This is a genomic window from Nostoc sp. CMAA1605 (assembly GCF_021596505.1).
Taxonomy (GTDB): Bacteria; Cyanobacteriota; Cyanobacteriia; order Cyanobacteriales; family Nostocaceae; genus Trichormus.
This window is the reverse complement of record NZ_PJIZ01000004.1, coordinates 1-19160: the sequence shown is the minus strand read 5'-3', so window position 1 is coordinate 19160 and position 19160 is coordinate 1. Positions and strand designations below refer to the sequence as shown.

The 19160-nt window shown below is 41.5% G+C and carries 17 protein-coding genes and 1 pseudogene; 6 read left to right on the top strand and 12 right to left on the bottom strand.

Going from position 1 to position 19160, the window contains the following annotated elements; translation table 11 throughout:
- Positions 1-51: 51 nt before the first annotated feature.
- From CV014_RS02440 to CV014_RS02415, 6 genes are all read right to left on the bottom strand, one after another.
- On the bottom strand, positions 52-876 hold the full coding sequence (locus CV014_RS02440) for an MIP/aquaporin family protein (RefSeq protein WP_236140570.1): 825 nt from the start codon (positions 874-876) through the stop codon (positions 52-54).
- 67 nt (positions 877-943) lie between these two features.
- Positions 944-3595, bottom strand: coding sequence for an MGH1-like glycoside hydrolase domain-containing protein (locus CV014_RS02435; protein ID WP_236140569.1), 2652 nt, complete (start codon positions 3593-3595; stop codon positions 944-946).
- Positions 3596-3816: 221 nt separating this feature from the next.
- A complete protein-coding gene (locus CV014_RS02430) occupies positions 3817-4599 on the bottom strand; it encodes a glucose 1-dehydrogenase (protein ID WP_236140568.1) in 783 nt (260 codons plus the stop codon).
- A gap of 506 nt (positions 4600-5105) precedes the next feature.
- Positions 5106-6095 carry a metal ABC transporter solute-binding protein, Zn/Mn family gene (locus CV014_RS02425; protein ID WP_236140567.1) on the bottom strand — a complete coding sequence of 330 codons (990 nt, stop codon included), beginning with the start codon at positions 6093-6095 and terminating at the stop codon, positions 5106-5108.
- 366 nt (positions 6096-6461) lie between these two features.
- Positions 6462-6731 carry a hypothetical protein gene (locus tag CV014_RS02420; protein ID WP_236140566.1) on the bottom strand — a complete coding sequence of 90 codons (270 nt, stop codon included), beginning with the start codon at positions 6729-6731 and terminating at the stop codon, positions 6462-6464.
- 125 nt (positions 6732-6856) lie between these two features.
- The gene (locus CV014_RS02415) at positions 6857-7918 is read right to left on the bottom strand and encodes a WD40 repeat domain-containing protein (protein ID WP_236140565.1); all 1062 of its coding nucleotides are present in this window, start codon (positions 7916-7918) and stop codon (positions 6857-6859) included.
- Between the two features lie 38 nt (positions 7919-7956).
- Between CV014_RS02415 and CV014_RS02410 the strand changes: the two genes are divergently transcribed.
- Positions 7957-8127 (top strand): hypothetical protein, encoded by a 171-nt coding sequence (locus tag CV014_RS02410; RefSeq protein ID WP_236140564.1) that lies wholly within the window; start codon positions 7957-7959, stop codon positions 8125-8127.
- On the opposite strand, the pseudogene CV014_RS02405 reads toward CV014_RS02410, so the two are convergent.
- Positions 8110-9080 (bottom strand): annotated as a pseudogene (locus tag CV014_RS02405) (CobW family GTP-binding protein). The gene CV014_RS02410 and the pseudogene CV014_RS02405 overlap by 18 nt on opposite strands.
- Positions 9081-9436: 356 nt before the next feature.
- Here CV014_RS02405 and CV014_RS02400 point away from each other — a divergent pair.
- A complete protein-coding gene (locus tag CV014_RS02400; protein ID WP_236140563.1) occupies positions 9437-10336 on the top strand; it encodes an all3515 family Zur-repressed PEP-CTERM protein in 900 nt (299 codons plus the stop codon).
- A gap of 196 nt (positions 10337-10532) precedes the next feature.
- Here CV014_RS02400 and CV014_RS02395 read toward each other — a convergent pair whose 3' ends face one another.
- From CV014_RS02395 to cysS, 4 genes are all read right to left on the bottom strand, one after another.
- Positions 10533-11876 carry a TldD/PmbA family protein gene (locus CV014_RS02395; protein ID WP_236140661.1) on the bottom strand — a complete coding sequence of 448 codons (1344 nt, stop codon included), beginning with the start codon at positions 11874-11876 and terminating at the stop codon, positions 10533-10535.
- A 192-nt stretch (positions 11877-12068) separates the two neighbouring features.
- Positions 12069-13508: a TldD/PmbA family protein gene (locus tag CV014_RS02390; protein ID WP_236140562.1), complete on the bottom strand. Its 1440-nt coding sequence runs from the start codon at positions 13506-13508 to the stop codon at positions 12069-12071.
- Complete coding sequence (locus tag CV014_RS02385; protein WP_236140561.1) at positions 13498-13683, bottom strand: hypothetical protein; 186 nt, start codon at positions 13681-13683, stop codon at positions 13498-13500. The genes CV014_RS02390 and CV014_RS02385 overlap by 11 nt, the downstream gene beginning before the upstream one ends.
- Positions 13646-15106, bottom strand: coding sequence for a cysteine--tRNA ligase (gene cysS / locus CV014_RS02380; protein WP_236140560.1), 1461 nt, complete (start codon positions 15104-15106; stop codon positions 13646-13648). The genes CV014_RS02385 and cysS overlap by 38 nt, the downstream gene beginning before the upstream one ends.
- Positions 15107-15313: 207 nt before the next feature.
- Here cysS and CV014_RS02375 point away from each other — a divergent pair, with 207 nt between their 5' ends.
- Positions 15314-16486, top strand: coding sequence for a CobW family GTP-binding protein (locus CV014_RS02375; RefSeq protein WP_236140559.1), 1173 nt, complete (start codon positions 15314-15316; stop codon positions 16484-16486).
- A gap of 59 nt (positions 16487-16545) precedes the next feature.
- On the opposite strand, the gene CV014_RS02370 is transcribed toward CV014_RS02375, so the two are convergent.
- Positions 16546-17895, bottom strand: coding sequence for a DUF642 domain-containing protein (locus CV014_RS02370; RefSeq protein ID WP_236140558.1), 1350 nt, complete (start codon positions 17893-17895; stop codon positions 16546-16548).
- 60 nt (positions 17896-17955) lie between these two features.
- On the opposite strand from CV014_RS02370, the gene CV014_RS02365 reads away from it, so the two are divergent.
- The 3 genes from CV014_RS02365 to psb28 form a co-directional block, all read left to right on the top strand.
- Positions 17956-18111: a hypothetical protein gene (locus CV014_RS02365; RefSeq protein WP_236140557.1), complete on the top strand. Its 156-nt coding sequence runs from the start codon at positions 17956-17958 to the stop codon at positions 18109-18111.
- Positions 18112-18406: 295 nt separating this feature from the next.
- Positions 18407-18871: a D-aminoacyl-tRNA deacylase gene (dtd, locus tag CV014_RS02360; RefSeq protein ID WP_236140556.1), complete on the top strand. Its 465-nt coding sequence runs from the start codon at positions 18407-18409 to the stop codon at positions 18869-18871.
- A gap of 173 nt (positions 18872-19044) precedes the next feature.
- A partial coding sequence (psb28, locus tag CV014_RS02355; protein WP_329608319.1) for a photosystem II reaction center protein Psb28 occupies positions 19045-19160 on the top strand: 116 nt, incomplete at its 3' end.

The following is a 19160-nucleotide window of genomic DNA, read 5'->3' as shown; positions in this document are numbered from 1 at the left end:
GGCGGAAGCCTGCCCCCCTGCCCAGACAGTGATAGGATATTTCCTAGTCCCTTATTCTCTTGACATGGGTAGGCTGTCGCTTAAGTTGATTGTGCCGTTACGGTTGTAGTTACAGCGAAAAATGCAGCGTTTATGATTGTCGTGGTGTAATTTGGCACATTTGACGGCACGGCTGCCAAATAGATATTTGTATACTTCTGATGCTAGTAACATCCCTAAAGGTGGGACGATGACATATAGCCAAAATGCTGTCCAAATTTGGGCGGGTAAGGCTGAGGCTAGGCTGCGGGCTGGGTTCATGCCAAAGCCAGAGATGGGAGCCGCAAAAAAAACGTACAATACCACCAGTAACCCGGCAAATAATCCTGTAAAGCGATTGAGTTTTTGATTGTTGCTAACTATCAAGACTGTCATCATCATGACAAAGGCAATGATGATTTCACTGAATAGGGCTGCAACCCAGCCTAGTGTCCCTGGTACGGTGACAATGTAGTTTATGGGCGGTTTGGTGAATACTTGACGGAACAAAATTGCGACTAGATAAATACCCAACAATCCACCCAAGCATTGAAACAGGATGTAGAAAATAGCGTCTTGTCGTTTGACTTTCCCTAAACGATAGAAAGTGAGGGTGACGGCGGGATTCATATGTGCGCCTGATTGTTTACCCCAAGGGGAATAAATCAGGGAAATTGCTGTTAAACCCATGACTACACCAGTTAAAAACCGCCGCATATCACCATTGGGAATTGCTTGATGAATGGGAGAACCAGGATATTCAAATATGCAGGTAAACACACCAGCCGCAATCATAAATATCCCCAGTTCTGCCGCTTCCATTAAGTATTCCGGCAGGTGTTTTCTGAATGTTTCCATGATTCAAGATAGGGGTTTAGGGGTGTAAGGGTGTAGGGGTGTAAGGTAAGAATATAGATGTCTAAATCTATGCTTTGTGTTCAGCATTTTGGAGAATCATGGCTGCAACTAATCCTGTCCAACCTGTTTGATGACTAGCCCCAATTCCTGCACCGTTATCGCCATGAAAGTATTCGTAGAACAAGATATAGTTGCGCCAATCGGGATCGGATTGTAAGGTTTCTTGACCACCATACACTGGACGACGACCGTCTTTATCCTGCTTGAAAATGGCGATGAGGCGATTAGATAGGGCGATCGCTACTTGTTTAAGTGTCATTTGTTGCCCTGAGCCTGTGGGAAATTCTACTTGCAATTCATCCCCAAAGTAGTCATAAAATTTCCATAGGGCTTCTATAATTAAGTAATTCACAGGAAACCAAATCGGCCCGCGCCAGTTGGAATTGCCACCAAATAAACTGGTAGTCGATTCGGCAGGTTCGTAGCGGACACAGTAATCGTTCTGTCCTTCGTGTAAGACGTATGGATGTTCAAGATGATACTTAGATACTGCGCGAATTCCGTAGGGACTTAAGAATTCGCTCTCGTCTAACATTCTTTGTAGGATACGTTGCAGTTTACTCCGATAGGCGATCGCTAATAGTCTTCTTGCCCCTACTCCTGGTGTTTCCATACAGGCAACGTTATTTTTTAAGTCGGGGCGGTTGCGGATAAACCAAGCCATACGGCGTTTAAAGCCGGGAAACCTTTCTAATGTGGCTAGTTCCAACACGTTAACGGCATAGAGAGGAATTAACCCCACCATTGAGCGCACTTTGAGAGGTAATTGTCTGCCATCGGGTAAATGTAAGGCATCATAATAAAAGCCGTCTTCCTCATTCCATAGAGAAATATCTGCATTCCCAATACCATCAATAGCATCGGCAATATAGAGGAAATGTTCAAAGAATTTGCTGGCAATATCTTCATAGGTAGCATCCTCCTTGGCAAGTTCCAAGGCGATCGCTAACATATTTAAACAGTACATTCCCATCCAACTTGTGCCGTCGGCTTGGTTGAGATGTCCGCCTGTGGGTAGTTCTTTGCTCCTGTCAAATACTCCAATATTATCTAGTCCCAAAAATCCGCCCTGAAAGACGTTTTTGCCCTCTACATCTTTGCGATTTACCCACCAAGTAAAGTTCAACAATAACTTGTGAAAGACTTTTTGTAAAAAAGCGCGATCGCTTCTTTGATAAATTTTCTGCTCAATTTCATAAACCCGCAAGGCTGCCCAAGCTTGCACAGGTGGATTAACATCACTAAAAGCCCATTCATAAGCAGGCATCTGTCCATTAGGCTGCATATACCATTCCCGTGTCAATCGGTCTAATTGCAGTTTGGCAAAATCTGGATCGATGACAGCTAAAGGAATCAGATGAAAGGCTAAATCCCAAGCAGCAAACCAAGGATATTCCCATTTATCGGGCATAGAGAGAATATCTTCACTAAATAAAGAAATCCACTCATGGTTACGTCCATTTTTTCGTGCGGCTGGTGGTGGAGGTTGTCCAGGGTCGCCATTTAACCAATTATGGACGACATAGTGATAATACTGCTTACTCCAGAGTAATCCAGCAAAAGCCTGTCGCTGAATGTTGCGCTCATCCTCTGATATGGGGAAGGGACAAAGGCGATGGTAAAACTCATCCGCTTCAGCAATGCGTGTTTGGAAAGTGGTGTCAAAATATGCGCCGAAGGGATCAGTCAATGTCTGCACATCACTCAAGCGCAGACGTACAATTTTAGTTTCCCCTGGTGCGATGTCTAATTGATAATGAGCCGCAAATTTTGTACCGATGCGGTTGGGATTGACGGCTGTGGTTTTGCCATTAACTACATATTCATTTATGCCATCTTTGACATAGGGTGAACCATTTTCAAAACCAAACAGGCGTTCGTAGTTAGTTTCATTATCAGTAAATAAAAGTTCGCCATCTCCTTGGCAATACAACCAGCGAGTCCCCAAGGTTGAATGGTTGGCTTCAATTAAACTGAAGTTGCTGTCTGACTGCACCACCTTTATAAAAGGCTTTTCAACTTCAGGATTCCAAGCCCAGAGATTACGAAACCAGAGTGTCGGTAAAAGATGGAGGTTGTGAGATTGGGAACTACGATTAGCGATCGCTATTTGAATTAAAATATCATCCGGTGTGGCTTTGGCATACTCAACGAACACATCAAAATAACGGTTATCGGCAAAAATACCCGTGTCTAGTAACTCAAATTCCGGCTCATACTTGCTGCGGCGTTGATTTTCCTGCACCAATTGCGTATAGGGAAATGCTTGTTGGGGATATTTATACAGGCATTTCATGTAGGAATGGGTAGGCGTATTGTCAAGATAGAAGTAATATTCTTTAACATCCTCACCGTGATTGCCTTCTGTTCCCGTCAGTCCAAACAGGCGTTCCTTAAGAATTGCATCATTACCGTTCCACAGGGCGATCGCAAAACACAAACGCTGACGACTATCAGAAATGCCTGCAATTCCATCCTCACCCCAACGATAAACACGCGATCGCGCCTGATCATGGGGAAAATAATCCCAAGCCGTCCCATTGTCACTATAATCTTCCCGTACCGTACCCCACTGGCGATCGCTCAAATAAGGCCCCCAGCGTTTCCAGTAGGCGACACGTTCTTGATCCAACCGTAATCTGATTTCTTCTGGAGTCATACCACTTCAAAATTCGTCTTGGAGAATGATTAATACTCGCCGATCAGTCTGAGAACTCCATTAATCAGTTATTAATACTGGCTAATAGACTTGCAAAATGGGCATAGGGAATTGGGCATTGGGCATAGGGAATTGGGCATTGGGCATTGGAATCACTTCCCCCTCTTGTCTTCTTTCGTCCCCCTGCTCCCCTGCCCCCTGCCCCCTGCCTCTTCCCTCCCTCACTGTTCCTGATAATTCCACAGCAAGCCACCATCTACGAAGAATGTTGTGCCTGTGACATAATCCGAATCGGCAGAAGCTAAAAAGGCCACAAGAGATGCAACATCCTTTGGTTGTCCTAATCGTCCCAAGGGAATGTTCTTCAAAAGTGCGCCCAACTTTTCAGGATCGTTTAAAAGTTTGGTATTAATGGGTGTTTCAATTGCCCCTGGTGCAACATTGTTAATGGTAATCCCGTGAGGAGCTAGTTCAACGGCTAGGTTACGGGTGAGCATTTTTAAGCCGCCTTTACTCACACAGTACGCCGCAAAGTGAGGAAAGGGTAATTCTTCGTGTACGGAACTGATATTAATGATTTTGCCTGGTTGCTTGGTGTCTAGCAAATGTTTCACAAATGCTTGTGTCGCGAAAAATACACCTTTGAGATTCACGTTCATCACGGCATCATAATCTTTTTCCGTCACATCCCAAAAATCAGCGTTCTTTTCGATACCAGCATTGTTTACTAAAATATCCAACTTACCAAAGTGAGCAATACTATCAGCAATCATGCGCTGTACGTCGGTAACGATTCCTGTATCAGCTTGAATTGTCAAACCGTCCACCATGTGACATTTACCGCCAGCTTCTTTTACCTGTGCTAAGGTTGCTTCCGCGCCTTCGGGGTGAGAACGGTAATTAATTACAATACTTGCTCCTTCCTGTGCCAACCGAATTGCGATCGCCTGTCCTATCCCTTGGCTACTACCTGTAACCAACGCCACTTTTCCTTCTAGTTTCATATCCATCCCTCTGATACTAACGTTGGTTGGAATTCGCGAAACACCAATTCATTAGGGGTATAGGGGTGTAAGGGTACAAGGGTGTAGGGGTTTAAGCTGTTGGGCATGGGTTGAAATTCTACTCAACACGGTTTAAGGAGTAGAGCTTTTAACCCAAGAGTTAAGTTGGGTAGTTATTCCCCTACACCCATATACCCCTCCTACACCCCTACACCCGCTCCAACTGGGTTTGGTAAAAATTAGAACTCATGCACTGAAGTCTGAAACCCTGATCCTCGAATTTAAGCTTTTAATCCCAAATTCAAAATTGTTATAAGATAGGGGTCTCTGTGATAATTATCCTTACCAGATGGGTTTACTCTATAAAATCAACAAAATTTTGTCCCTATACTGAAGTCAGAGTTTTTTGCATAAGGAAAGTTGAGTATTTGATTAGTATTGAGACTAGGAAATTACCTTAACTTATGGCTAGTAGTCCGCCACACAAATTATGATAAGTCGTACCACTACTTTTGAGATTGCTGTATTTTCGGGGGGAAAATTAAGTATGTTCCGCCTAAGCCTTCTACAATAGTGCGCGTATTGGCGGTGATCATATTTTGGTAAGTGTCTGCATAACTTCCCGTTTCTCCTAAGTCTTGAGTATATAGTTGCCTTTCTGATAGTTTTACATCTGCGGCTGCGGCTACTGATTCTATTAGCCTAGTTTGGACATTATTTTCTACAAAAACAGTAGGTACTTTTGACTTTTGGATATAGCGCACTAAATTCTTGACTCTTTGCTCTGTAGCTTGAGTTTCATTCCCGAAACTGGCAGCAGGAATACCATAATTTTTGGTGTAATAATCTATAGCATTATTAGTTGTAATTACTCTTAGTTTATCTTTAGGAATACTAGCAATTCTAGATTTAACCCATTTATCTAACTGAATAATTTGGTTTTTAAGGTTTTTAGTATTTTCTTGATATATATCAGAGTTATTAGGAGAAATTTTCTTTAAATTATTATTAATAACATCTACCATCCTCACGGCATTTTTAGGATTATGCCAAATATAAGGATTGACAACTGAACGACCATTAATTATAAATCTTTGCGGTTTAGTAACGGCAATTTGGCTAACAGCAACTTTTAGGGATTTATTATTACTATTATTAATGGTTTTAATTAATTGTGGTTCTAGATTGTAGCCATTATAAAAAATTAATTGAGCTTGAGCGATCGCTGCCCGATCTTCTGGTGTTGGTTGATAGTTTTTAGCATTAGCATTAGGAGGTATTATACAAGTGAGATTAATGGTGTTCTCAGCAACTTGCCTCACTAAATCACAGAGTACATTAGTAGTCGCTACCACTTGAGGCAGATTTTCATTATCTGTTGTGGAAGTTTGGGTAAAGGATGTATTTACCGCTTGATTTCCGCAACCAAAGCAGGCAATTGTCAAGCACAATAATCCCAGTCGAGAAGTAGTATTTTTGATTAGTTTTTTTAACATAAACTATCACCAATCTTTGGCTAAGGGAACTGACAGAGGTTTGTTACACCAATTCTCCAAAATTAAGCAACAGATGCAAAGCTTGAACCCAAGATGGTATCTGAATTTCTTAATTGCATAAAGCCTGCGGCATAGATGCGCTTAGAGCGTAGCGGGACGTTAGTCCATTGCGTTAGCGTAGCGGGACGAAGTCCATTGCGAATTGCGAATTGCGAATTGCGAATTGCGTTAGCGTAGCGGGACGTTAGTCCATTGCGAATTGGTATTACCTATTCCCTATTTCTTGTTTCCCCGTTCAATTCATGAAAAATAAGATCCCCAACTTCTTGTAGAAATTAGGGATCTGTTACTTTTCGATTTTAACAATTAAAAATCTACAGATGGCAATTTACCTTGTAAAAGTTGAAATTTAGACTGTAAGCAATTAGCACAATTGCAACCTAGTTGTTCCGTAATCGGATTAGATGTAGAAGTTAAATGGGGAACTACTATATCTGCAACAGACTGTACAGATTCCACCGCAATACCTTGATGGTCAAATGTAGGTTTTGGATTAGCATTGGCTGGACTAGCTACCATAATTATGGATGCGATAAATACAGGACAAGCTAATAAAATCAATTTCAGTAGTCTCATAGTTACTAATATTCCAGTTGGTTGTTGCTACAGCATAGCCAATTTTATTAGCTAGCTTCAACTAACTCAGCACCGGCTAAACGCCGCGCTACCGCTAACAGCACTCACCACTCACCACTCACCACTTAACTACGACCAAACCCTTGACCGCGTATAACTTTAGACCAGATGAGGATGTCGCCTTGGTCGCCACCTGCGGCTAAAAATTTGCCTTGGGGATGCCAAGCTAAGGTGGAAAAGCCATCAGTAACGCCTGTGAGAATTTGGGAGACTTGTTTGGCTTTGTTCCACAAGCACAACCAACCATCTGTAGCCGCAGATGCAAGCAGTAAGCTATTGGGTGCAAAAGCGATCGCATTAATCACACCCACATGATTAGTTAACACTCGCGCTTCCCAACCTAAGTTTTCATCCTCTAGCTTTTCCCAAACCACGATTCCTTCGACGCTGGAAGTCGCTAATAATGGTGCGCCGACTTTCGTTTTAATTTCTGACCAAGCAATTTGGCGAATTTTCCCAGGAAAGCCACGCATTACCCAAGGATCGGGGTTATTCCACTCTAAAACAGTGACGCTGCGATCCATGTTACCGGAAGCAACGAATTTACCATCAGTAGACCAACCCATCGCCACGCTAACAGTCGGCATACTCAGAAGATATGGTTCTTCATCCCAGTTTTGGGCGTGCCAAATTTTAACGCCTTGATTTCCCCCAATGGCGAGATATTCCCCATCAACGCGCCAATCGATACTCAAAGCCGAAGAGTCAGCAAAATTTACAGTAGCGACAACTTCACTAGTATCAGCATCCCAAACTTGCACATAACGCCCTAAACTAAATGCCAACTGGTTATTAACATGATTCCAAGCTAATTTATCTACCCAAGCCGGCGCATTTTCCAGGGTGGCGATTAATTCTTGTCCGCGCCAAATCTTCACCTGTCCATCTTGTCCACCCACAGCCAGAAATTGACCATCCCTAGAGAAAGCCACACAATCGACTGATTGACCATTACCAGGTTGCAGAGTTGTCAATTCACCATCTCGCCAAATTACCACTTCCCCAGCCGCCGAAGTAGCAGCCAGACTATCACCCTTTGGCGACCAAGCGATCGCAGTGACATAATCTGCTAATGTCCCTGAGTAATGTTCTTCAAATTCTTTAGATTTGCTGGTTGTTGTGTTCATAAATTGGGGAATCGGGAATTGGGAATTGGGAATCGGGAATGGGGAATTGGGAATTGGGAATGGGGAATTGGGAATCGGGAAATAAGCAAGACAAGGGAGACAAGGGAGATTTTACTTCTATGCCCAATGCCCCATGCCCAATGCCCAATGCCCAATGCCCCATGCCCCATGCCCCATTCCCTATTCCCAAATTAAATAAAGCAAGCTAGAAAATCTTGTTTTAATTGTGCTTCATCAAGGTTGCGACCGATGAAAACTAGTTCGTTTTTGCGTTTTTCGTCGGACTTCCAAGGTCTATCAGGTCTGCCATCAAATAGCATATGTACACCTTGAAAAACGAATCTATTATCTTCTCCAGCAATATTTAATATGCCTTTCATGCGGAAGATGTCTGGCCCTTTGGTCTGCAATAGTTGTGATAGCCAAGCGTTTAATTTTTCCCCATCAATTTCCCCATCCTGCACTAAGGCGACGGAAAAACAGTCTCATCGTGTTCGTGGGCATCTTCTCCTAAGAAATCGGGATCTATTTCTAAGGCGCGGCTTAAATCAAAGGCTTTGACACCTAATAAGGCATCCATTGATAATTCGGAGTTGCGCGTGCGATAAATTTTAGCGATCGCATTCATATCGCGAATCCGCTTTTCTAATTCATCTAATTCTGCTGCTGCAACTAAATCTGTTTTATTAAGTAAAATGACATCGGCAAATGCAATCTGTTCTTGGGCTTCATCTGCATCCCAATGTTGCCAAATATGTTTAGCATCCACTACTGTCACTACGGCATCTAATGACATTTGACCTTGCATATCTTCATCTACAAAAAATGTCTGAATTACTGGTGCAGGGTCGGCTAGTCCTGTGGTTTCTATCACTAAATGGTCAAATTTATCCCGCCGCTTCATTAAATTACCAATAATGCGGATTAAATCACCTCTGACTGTACAACAAATACAGCCATTATTCATTTCAAATATTTCTTCATCGGCATTAATAACTAATTGATTATCAATACCTACTTCCCCAAATTCATTGACGATCACAGCTACTTTTTTACCGTGTTCGTAGGTGAGGATGTGATTAAGTAAAGTTGTTTTTCCTGCTCCTAAATAGCCAGTTAAAACAGTCACAGGAACTGAATTGGTGATTACTTCCGCCACCATATTTTTAAACCTCTTATCTCACCTTATGGATAATCATTATCACCATGATAAATCTTTTTAGATTTTTGCGTGGATTTGCCATGATTGCTCACGCTAATTACTACTATGTTTTGTTTCTAGATTTATCTCTATTCATAAATATTCACAATTAGCCAATAATACCAAATTGAGATAGGTAGTATTGTTTCGGAGTTTTGGAATAGCCTAAGAATCTAGGCTTTTAATCTAAAATCCAAAATCTAAAATCCAAAATTGGTACAGGCTTCTACTTTTTAACAAATTCTTCATTGACAAGCAAGGCGATAAAATGATAATCGTTATCACTAGCAAAAATTATACTTTAATGGAAAAACCCAGTGGTTTCAAAATACACTAGCGGCTGGCGCAAGCAAGCTTATCTTGCTGTGGGCTTATTTTTGGCTGCACCATTAGTTTTATCAATGGATATCTCACCAGCAAAAGCTGATGGTATTCATAGCGATGACACAGAATTTTACGTGGGTTTAGATAGTTTACAAGTGCTAGCAAGTGGCACGTATACAGGATTAAATAACCCCAACTACAATCGCTTAACCTTCTTATTTGCCCACCGAGAAGAGAATGCAGCTAGTAGTCATTTTCATGGCATTGGTGCTTATAGTTACTTGGGTACTGTAGATAACCCAAGTGTGAATTCAACTAATGCGAACAATAGAATTCCCGAAACTTACACAGGAATTTTACCACTGCAATTATTACCAGGGACAGGAATTTATGCTGGTCGCTTGGTGAGTGCTGACACCCATGAAGAATATAGCAATCTGAATGTTGCCTCTATCACCTCCTTAGCCGATGCGACGGAAGCAGTTGATCAATATTTGTTTAATAGTTCTGGTGGTCGTTGGCGATCGCCTCTGACTGGTGCAACAATTGGTTTACAGTTGGTAGAAATTAGTAGTGGTTTGAATATTGCTAATGAATCTGGGGAAAATATTCTCCAGTCGATAGGTGATATTTATACCCTTGGTGGTGGTGATGATTTTTCCTTTACTCCCACATTCTGGACACAAAAAACAGCAACACCAGGTAAATATTCAGCAACATTTAAGCTGGTGGATTTAAGTAATAACTATCAAGAATCTGGGACATTTAGCTTTGATTTTCGAGTTGAAAAAGTACCAGAACCTTCTACAACTATTGCTTTGGGACTAGCGGGTTTATTGGCTTTGTCTGTATCCCATCTTAAAAAACGGACTGTTGACTCCAGCGAATTTTAGATTGTGGATTTTGGATGAAATCTAAAGTAAAGGCGGGTTTGAAAAAAGTCTGCTTTGCCAGCGTGAATTTTTCTCAAAACCCGCCCCTACTTATCTAAAACAGTTAGCTAGTTTCTGCCATATTGCTAATGTAGACAGAAATACAATTAATATGGCGTTAAACATTAATTTTATAGGTTTTGAAGACAATATTTAATTACAAGGTATAGGTAAAATCATTAACTAACATTCCTGGGACTAAACTTCCGCCTAGTTGACGACTTTCGTATGTACCGACTTCAGGAATGAGTTCTTGAAAGTTGGTAAAGTCAATTAAATTTTCTCCCCAAAAACGATAGAGACTTTCATCAAAGCGCAGGTTTTCTATAGGCGCGACAATTTCCCCGTTTTCCACCCAAAAACAAGCATAACGGGTCATACCTGTAATTCTACCTGTGGGGCGATCGCTCCAGTTTAAGTAATGTAAATTCGATACATACAAGCCTGTATCTAAACTAGACAAGATTTGCTCATATTCTAAATTACCTGGACTAATTTCTGGCGCACGTAAAGTTTCAGAACTATTAGCACCGTTAGCAATTTTTTCATATTCCTTAGCGGTGCGAGAATTAATCAAAGTATTGATTAAAATACCATTACTAATGATTGGGGTTTCAATTTCCGCAATTTCTCCCAACTCATTAAATCGCGGTACCAATCCTCGTTGAAAGTTTTCTTTTAAATTAAATAAAGGAGATAATTCTTTCTCTTGACGCGATAAACCTGCTAAAGCACTGTTCCCTTGTTGGATATCTGCTTCACTGACAGCACCCCAAGAGAGCATACTTAATAAGTCAGCGACAGCCGCAGGTGCAAAGTAAGTTTTGTATTGTCCTCTTGGTAATTCTTTGGGTGTACTAGATAGTAATTTGAGTTGTTTTTTACCTTCACTAATTTTAGCAGCATAGGCTGTTGCATCCCAATTACTACCAGCAAATATACCTTTAACAGCTTGTCCAGATTCAATAAATAAAGAATAGTCTAATGTAAAGGAGTCAGTAGCAAACCAATGTTTTTGTCCACTAGAATCCCCATAGGCTCTAATAACAATTCCCCCAGAATATATACCAGTAAAATCTAATTCTTTAACTTCTTCTAAAATATGAGAAACTAATATATCTTCTGACAGCAAATTACCTATATTGACCTCATGACTGGTATTATTTCCTGATGGTAAAACCAAGTAGGGATCAACAGGCAATACAGGTAATTCATCCCTGAGTTCTAGTAACGCATGATATGCTACTTGCCAGTCAATTTCACCGTTACCAGTAAAAGGAAATTGACGAAAACTGCTGCGTTTATTGGTCATCAGAGTTAATTCTACCCAGCCATCAGCCACATAGCCAGTTTGCCGAACTTTAGCATGATTTAAGCGAGTAAATTGACTGCGCTCACAGTTCAATTTGATCGTAAATTCCTCATTTTCTGCTTTTTTTACCAACAGAGTTTCTAATATTTGATTAAAACTTGCTTCTAAATGGGATATTTCTTGTTTCATATTGGGACTGGGGATTGGGGATTGGGGATTGGGAATTGGGAATTGGGCATTGGGAATTGGGCATGGGCAATTGGGGTAAAAACTTCTACCTTGTCTCCCTGCCCCTAACAAAACTCATTACTCATTACTCATTACTCATTACTCAGCACGGGCTAAAAGCCCCGCTTCCGCTAACAGCACTCAGCACTCCTATTAACTTCCTCCGCCAAAAACTTCGACATCAGCAAATACACACACTGGTGAACCGTGTCCTACCCAAATTGCTTGGTTGGGTTCGCCTTTACCACAAAAAGGTGTACCGTACATTTCCCAGTTGGAATCATTACCAACTTGGATTAAGCTGTGCCAAAACTCTGGGGTTGTGGCTCTATAGTTAGGATTACGGAGAGTTTTGGTAAGTTTACCATTTTCAATTAATTTGGCATACTCACAGCCAAATTGAAATTTATAACGGCGATCGTCTATTGACCAAGAACGGTTAGATTCCATGTAAACGCCGTGTTCGATGTTACTAATGATCTCGTCAAAACTGGCGTTACCTGGCTCTAAATTCAGGTTAGCCATGCGGTCGATAGGAGCGCGATTCCAGGAGGATGCGCGCGCACAGGCTACTCCTGGAACACCTGCCCTAGCTTGGCTTTCTAAACTACCTAAACCCCGTTGTAATACACCATCTTTGATTAAATATTCCCGTGTAGCGACTGCGCCCGTATCATCAAAGCCGTAGCTGGCGTATTCACCCTCGACGGTGGGATCAAAGGTAATATTCATCAAGGGTGAACCGTAGACTAATGTACCGAAATCACTGGTTCTGACAAAACTACCGCCGGCGTAGTTACGCTCATCTCCTAAAATACGGTCGAGTTCTAGGGGATGTCCGACACTTTCATGAATTTGTAACATCATTTGGTCGGGGGCTAATACTAAATTAGTGCGGGTGCTGGGACATTCTTCGGCGGTTAACAGTTCTATCGCTTGTTCGCCAATTTGCTGCACCTGTCGCCATAAATTCTCTCGGTGTAACAGTTCCATCCCACCTTGATAACAGTGTGCTTGCCAACCGTTATTGCTACGTTGTTGGACTATTGCCCCATCTTGAGCGATCGCCCCATAATTAGTTCCTAAAGAGATAAACTTCTGATACACTTCAGAACCATTACTGCTGACAAACCAACTCTCTTTTTGATTGGTATTGACATTAGCTGAAGTTTGGACAATGTTGTCGTTTACTTTCAGAGTGTGACACATCCGCACCAGCAAATCATTAATTTCTCCTGGACATAAAGCATCCAGGGGTTGTAAAAATGGCGAGTTATATTCACCCACAACTTTGGGACGTTCCGTAACTCGGAAAGGATAAATCCACCATTCACTAGCAGCGAGTGCTTGTTTATACGCTATTTCCGCCGCCGCTTGCAAAGATGGTAATTCCAGAGAATTAGTTGCGGCGTAACCCAGACAGCCATTAACTAAAACCTCTAACATTGCGCCCATTGTCATAGTTTTGCCGTTAGCTTGCGGCAAACCATCACGGACATAATGGTTAGCAGCAGTTTCCTTGACAACTCGGATACCGATCCAATCAGCAGGTATTTTAAAACTAGCGATCGCTTTCGTAAGTTCAGACCACATAATGATTTGAGTAAGTAGTGAGTGCTGAGTAATGAGTGCTGAGTAGTGAGTGCTGAGTAATGAGTAATAAGTAATAAGTAATGAGTGCTAATGCAGAAATAAATTCTACCTTGTCCCCAGTCCCCAGTCCCCATTCCCTAATTTCTATGCCAACGTGTACCTTGCGGGCTATCAATTAAAGTTATACCTTGAGCTTGTAATTCGTTGCGGATGCGATCGCTTTCGGCAAAGTTCTTGGTTTTTCGTGCGTCTTGTCTTTGCTGAATTAGAGCCTCAATGTCGGCATCACTTAAACCATCTTTTGTTATGGTTTCATCATCTGGGGCGGCTTCTAAACCCAAAACTTTAGCCAAGGTAATTAGGGTATACCATTGGCGGTGAAGTTCGTCGGGGGGGGTTTTGGTTTTTCCTTCATGCACTAAAATATTGCCTTCTCGGCGGAGTTCTTTGGCTAGTTCAAATAACACCGCTAAACCACCGGAGAAGTTAAAGTCATCATCCCCTAGTTCTTGAAAACGGCTAACAAGTTCGGGAATCATCGTAGATTCTTGACCCCATCCCAGTTTCTCACCGTATTGTGAACCAAAAAGTAAGCCTTCCTTGAGGGTTTTCCAACTATTTTCCGCAGTGGCGATCGCTTCTTCAGTAAAATCTAAGGGTTTGCGGTAGTGTGCCTGTAAAACAAATAATCTTACCGCCATTGCGTTGACTGGTTCACCATGCCAATTTCCTGTCCCATCCAATAATTCGCGAATGGTGATGAAATTACCCAAGGACTTTGACATTTTCTGTCCATTCACCATCACCATCCCGTTATGTGTCCAGTAACGCGCCAGTGGTTTATTAATAGCGGCTTCTGACTGAGCAATTTCATTTTCATGGTGGGGAAAAATCAAATCACCACCACCGCCATGAATATCAATTGTCTCTCCTAATCTAGAGCGAATCATTGCCGAGCATTCAATGTGCCATCCTGGACGACCTTCACCCCACGGTGAACTCCACGCCGGTTCACCTGGTTTTGCCCCCTTCCACAAGGCAAAATCAAAGGGGTGTTGCTTTTTCGCCTCTGATTCTTCTGCATCTAGCCGACCGCTAGCACCTGCTTGCATTTGCTCTAATTCTCTACCGGAAAGTTTGCCATAAGCAGGAAATCTTTCTACACGGTAATAAACATCACCACCAACGGCGTAGGCTAGACCTTTTTCTTCTAGAATTTGAATCAGTTGATGAATTTCGGGAATATGCTCAGTCACGCGGGGATACGCATCCGCGTCCATGACATTTAAACGCCGGATATCTTCAAAATAGGCATCAATAAAGCGGTTAGATACCGCCTCCATTGTTGAACCTTGTTCTTTAGCTCGGTTAAGAATTTTATCATCGATATCCGTAAAATTTTGGATATAGGTGACTGCAAAGCCACGCCACATTAAATAACGGCGAATTGTATCCCACACAATATAAGAACGTGCATGACCCAAATGGCAGTAGTCATAAACTGTGACACCGCAGCAATACATCTTAACTTTGCTTGGTTCTACGGTTTCAAACGGTTCTTGACGACGTGTGAGAGTATTGTAAATAGTTAGGGTCATAACACAGTAACTTTGAAATAGAGATACGCGATAATAGGATAAAACAACAAGAATAATTATCCAGCATCCCTATGCTAGTACATCACGGCAGAAATACAACGACCATTTAAAAACAGTGCAGAGGGCGGAAATTTAACTCTTAAGGCTTTTGACGTTACGAGCATTTTTAACTTTTCTCGAAGTTTCTAATTTTTTGATTACAGTCTTATGCAATCAGCAGTTACAACCAATTCTCAACCAATGGACGCTCCCAAGCAAGGAATGCCAGTAACAATTATTACTGGATTTCTTGGTAGTGGTAAAACCACCTTACTTAACCATATCCTCAGCAATCAACAGGGTTTAAAAACCGCCGTTTTAGTCAATGAATTTGGGGAAATCGGCATCGATAACGAGTTAATTGTTTCCACTGATGAGAACATGGTGGAACTGAGTAACGGTTGTATTTGCTGCACTATTAATAATGACTTAGTTGATGCCGTATATAAAGTTTTAGAACGGGAAGAAAAGCTAGATTATTTAGTTGTCGAAACTACAGGACTAGCTGACCCTCTACCAGTAGCTTTAACATTTTTGGGTACAGAATTACGGGATTTAACTCGGCTAGATTCAATTATTACTGTGGTAGATGCAGCTAATTACAGTTTAGATTTATTTAACTCTCAAGCTGCTTATAGTCAAATTGCCTACGGCGATGTGATTATTTTGAACAAAGCAGATTTAGTTGATGAAGCTACATTAGAGGAATTAGAAAGAAAAATCAACGAAGTCAAAGAAGGTGCAAGGATTTTAAGAACGACGCGATCGCAAGTTTCTTTACCTTTAATCCTCAGCGTGGGACTGTTTGAATCTGACAAATATTTTGACACAGTTGATGAGCATGATCACGATCATCATGATCATGACCACGACCATTCAAACTGCGGTCACGACCATCACGACCACGACCACCATGACCACGACCATTCAACCTGCGGTCACGACCATCACGACCACGACCATTCAACCTGCGGTCACGACCATCACGACCATGACCACCATCATCATTCCAACCACTTAGAAAATGATGGTTTTACTTCCATATCCTTCCAAAGTGATCAGCCTTTATCTATTCGCAAATTCCAATATTTTCTAGATAACCAGTTACCGACAAATATCTTCCGCGCCAAAGGGATCATGTGGTTTGATGAGAGTCCTAAACGTCACATTTTTCACCTGTGCGGTAAGCGTTTCACCTTAGATGATGATGACTGGAAAGGCGAACCCAAAAATCAGTTAGTGTTGATTGGTCAAAATCTAGACAAGGAAACCTTACTTTCTCAATTAGAAAACTGTCTTTGTCTTCCTTCTACCAACAGAGGTAAAGGTTTTGGGAAATAGATAATTATTAAAGACGCGATTCATCGCGTCTTTAATTTTGTCTGAAGTGGACTTCAATCTTATTGCAGCAACCGTTTTCTGCGGCTGTTGATTCCCAGCATTCCTAAAACTAAGATTCCGCCGATGATAGATGGTTCAGGTACAGAAGTAACGCTGACATCATCTATATTTAGCCCATCATGGTTAACTCTACCAAAGAATTTTAATTCTGTAGTAGATGATGTAGCTACAAATTTATATTGATATTTGGTGAAGCCTTGGAAAGTAGTGTCTACTTTTTCATCAATGACATTACCACCTACATATGTTCGCAAAATATTACCGAGTAAGGGGTTGTTTGGTGTGGACTCTTCAGCCGATGCTAGAGTGTAACTCAGTAAATACTCTTCACCTGCTACTGTGTTCAAAACCTGTGAAATGAAGCCGATTCCGCGCAATTCTAAACTGCGATATCCTGTGTCGGGATAATTGGACTCTCGAAAACCATACCAACCATATCCAGTAGGGTCACTATCATTTACCCATCCCGTAATATAGGGGTTAGGCAATGTGGGATCGACTGGACTGACAAGTGGGTCTACTTCAAAACCACTATTAACGACGATATTGTCAGGATCTACAAAATAGTCGGGACTGTCGTTAGGGTCGGGAATATAGTATGTATCGGTGTCTGGATAGTCGATATTTCCACCAATTGCGGGTACTGATGGTTGAACTTCCCCAGGATTTACACCAGTAATTGTAATTGTTCCCTCTGATGTCGGTGCTTCTTCTACAACTTCCACACTAACGTTATCTAAGAAAAAGAAACCGTTGGGATTTCTGTAACCAAATTTGAGTTCTGTAGTTGTGTCTGTAGCCAGAAAATTGTAGGTGTACTCTGTATAGGGGTTGTATGAGTCAGGAGTAAAGGGTTTAAAAGGAATATTATTGAGCTGATAAATCTTGCTACCACCGATAAAAGCTTGAAAGGTGTTATCTGTAAACTGTGGCCAGTCATCTGTTTTCAGTTTGTATGTTAATTTGTATACCTGTCCAGGTGTTGTAGCTAGATTTTGTGATAAGTAACCAAAGTCTAAATATCCTCCACCCCTCAGAGTGCTTTTACCAGTACCGTATGTATCATAGTAACCTACAATTGCGTCGTAGTTTCCTTTAATGACGCTAATCGATTGAGATGTAGGGTTATCACTAGTTTTAGTCCAGCCTGTAATGTTGGGATTATTAGTCCAGGTAGCAGTGTCATCGGGACTGTAGCTGGGATTGTAACTAGAATCCAGTTCAAAATCACCATTAAACACAAGATTTACCGCCTGTGCTTGGGGGATTTCAATACTAGTGATTATCACAGCACCGATCGCAGCACTAGTTACACCAGTTACAAAATGCTTTATTTTTGTTGATTTCATAAGGATTTATTTCCTGATTTCCAATGTCAAGACAATTGCAGACAGGAGAATGTACACACCATGATTGCAATGACTGGTGTGTATACTCGACTACATCGAAAGCACTGTTACCTGGCGATCGCCAGACTTTCGCGTTGGATTAGCCTAAAGAATTTAATTGGTGACGAAACCAAGATGGGACTCAGCAGTGTGAGTTACGTAATTTCTCGTAAATGAGAACTCAACTCTAACAATACCAAAAAAGTTGGTTGTATTTACGCTGCTGGTTGGTATTTTAAGATTAAGTCAGTAATACATCTGAACTGTATTGGCTGACAAAAAGTTTATAAATTAAGCATTTTTGAGACGCACAAAGCTAAAGACCTAATACCAACTTAGTTGGAAAAATCAAGAAACTATCACTTAAAGCTAATTTATCAAGTCAATATCAAGTAGGGTGTGTTAAAGCTGTGTCAAGATTTAAGCTTGTGAGCAAGTAACATCTAGTGGCTGTTTCAGAAAGATCACTATTATGCGTGTAATTGTCCAGCGAGTGAAATCGTCTCAAGTTAGTGTTAACGGTGAAATCATTGGCAAAATTGGCCGAGGCTTGAATTTACTCGTAGGTATTGCTGACACAGACACAGATGTAGAACTTGATTGGATGGCGCGTAAATGTCTAGAGTTACGTCTATTTCCCGATACAGAAGACGGTGACAGGTGGCAAAAATCTGTACAAGAAATTGTTGGTGAGTTATTAGTAGTGAGCCAATTTACCCTCTACGGCGACTGTCGCAAAGGTCGCCGTCCCTCCTTCGACCGTTCAGCCAACCCTTCCCAAGCCGAGGAATTATATAACAGTTTTGTGGCGAAGTTAAAAGCTAGTGGTTTGCTAGTAGAAACAGGTAAATTCGGCGCAATGATGCAAGTGAGTATCGAAAATGATGGGCCAGTAACTTTGATATTGGAGAAAGAGTCAATGGTCAATAGTCAATAGTCAATAGTCATTAGTCATTAGTTTTTCTCCTCCCTTGTCTACCTTGTCTACCTTTTCTCCCCTTCCCCAATCCCCAATCCCCAATCCCCAATACCCAATCCCCAATCTCCAATTTCCACCAAATGATGAGAGAATATTAAACTAATGATTACAAAACTTTAAATTCATTCATCATGGCGAAAATCCAGTTTTCCAGGGGACTAGACGAAGACGTAATTCCAGAGGTACGGTTGACGCGATCGCGCAGTGGTGACACTGGTACAGCAACGTTTATTTTTAATAATCCAAG

What these genes read in the sequence shown, in the direction of transcription:
- CV014_RS02375 (WP_236140559.1), top strand. Translation starts at nt 15,314, where the DNA reads ATGCAATCAGCAGTTACAACCAATTCTCAACCAATGGACGCTCCCAAG.
- dtd (WP_236140556.1), top strand. Translation starts at nt 18,407, where the DNA reads ATGCGTGTAATTGTCCAGCGAGTGAAATCGTCTCAAGTTAGTGTTAAC.
- CV014_RS02395 (WP_236140661.1), bottom strand. Translation starts at nt 11,876, where the DNA reads ATGAAACAAGAAATATCCCATTTAGAAGCAAGTTTTAATCAAATATTA.
- CV014_RS02370 (WP_236140558.1), bottom strand. Translation starts at nt 17,895, where the DNA reads ATGAAATCAACAAAAATAAAGCATTTTGTAACTGGTGTAACTAGTGCT.
- CV014_RS02390 (WP_236140562.1), bottom strand. Translation starts at nt 13,508, where the DNA reads ATGTGGTCTGAACTTACGAAAGCGATCGCTAGTTTTAAAATACCTGCT.
- CV014_RS02425 (WP_236140567.1), bottom strand. Translation starts at nt 6,095, where the DNA reads ATGTTAAAAAAACTAATCAAAAATACTACTTCTCGACTGGGATTATTG.
- CV014_RS02415 (WP_236140565.1), bottom strand. Translation starts at nt 7,918, where the DNA reads ATGAACACAACAACCAGCAAATCTAAAGAATTTGAAGAACATTACTCA.
- cysS (WP_236140560.1), bottom strand. Translation starts at nt 15,106, where the DNA reads ATGACCCTAACTATTTACAATACTCTCACACGTCGTCAAGAACCGTTT.
- CV014_RS02420 (WP_236140566.1), bottom strand. Translation starts at nt 6,731, where the DNA reads ATGAGACTACTGAAATTGATTTTATTAGCTTGTCCTGTATTTATCGCA.
- CV014_RS02430 (WP_236140568.1), bottom strand. Translation starts at nt 4,599, where the DNA reads ATGAAACTAGAAGGAAAAGTGGCGTTGGTTACAGGTAGTAGCCAAGGG.
- CV014_RS02410 (WP_236140564.1), top strand. Translation starts at nt 7,957, where the DNA reads ATGGGGAATTGGGAATTGGGAATGGGGAATTGGGAATCGGGAAATAAG.
- CV014_RS02435 (WP_236140569.1), bottom strand. Translation starts at nt 3,595, where the DNA reads ATGACTCCAGAAGAAATCAGATTACGGTTGGATCAAGAACGTGTCGCC.
- CV014_RS02440 (WP_236140570.1), bottom strand. Translation starts at nt 876, where the DNA reads ATGGAAACATTCAGAAAACACCTGCCGGAATACTTAATGGAAGCGGCA.
- CV014_RS02365 (WP_236140557.1), top strand. Translation starts at nt 17,956, where the DNA reads ATGATTGCAATGACTGGTGTGTATACTCGACTACATCGAAAGCACTGT.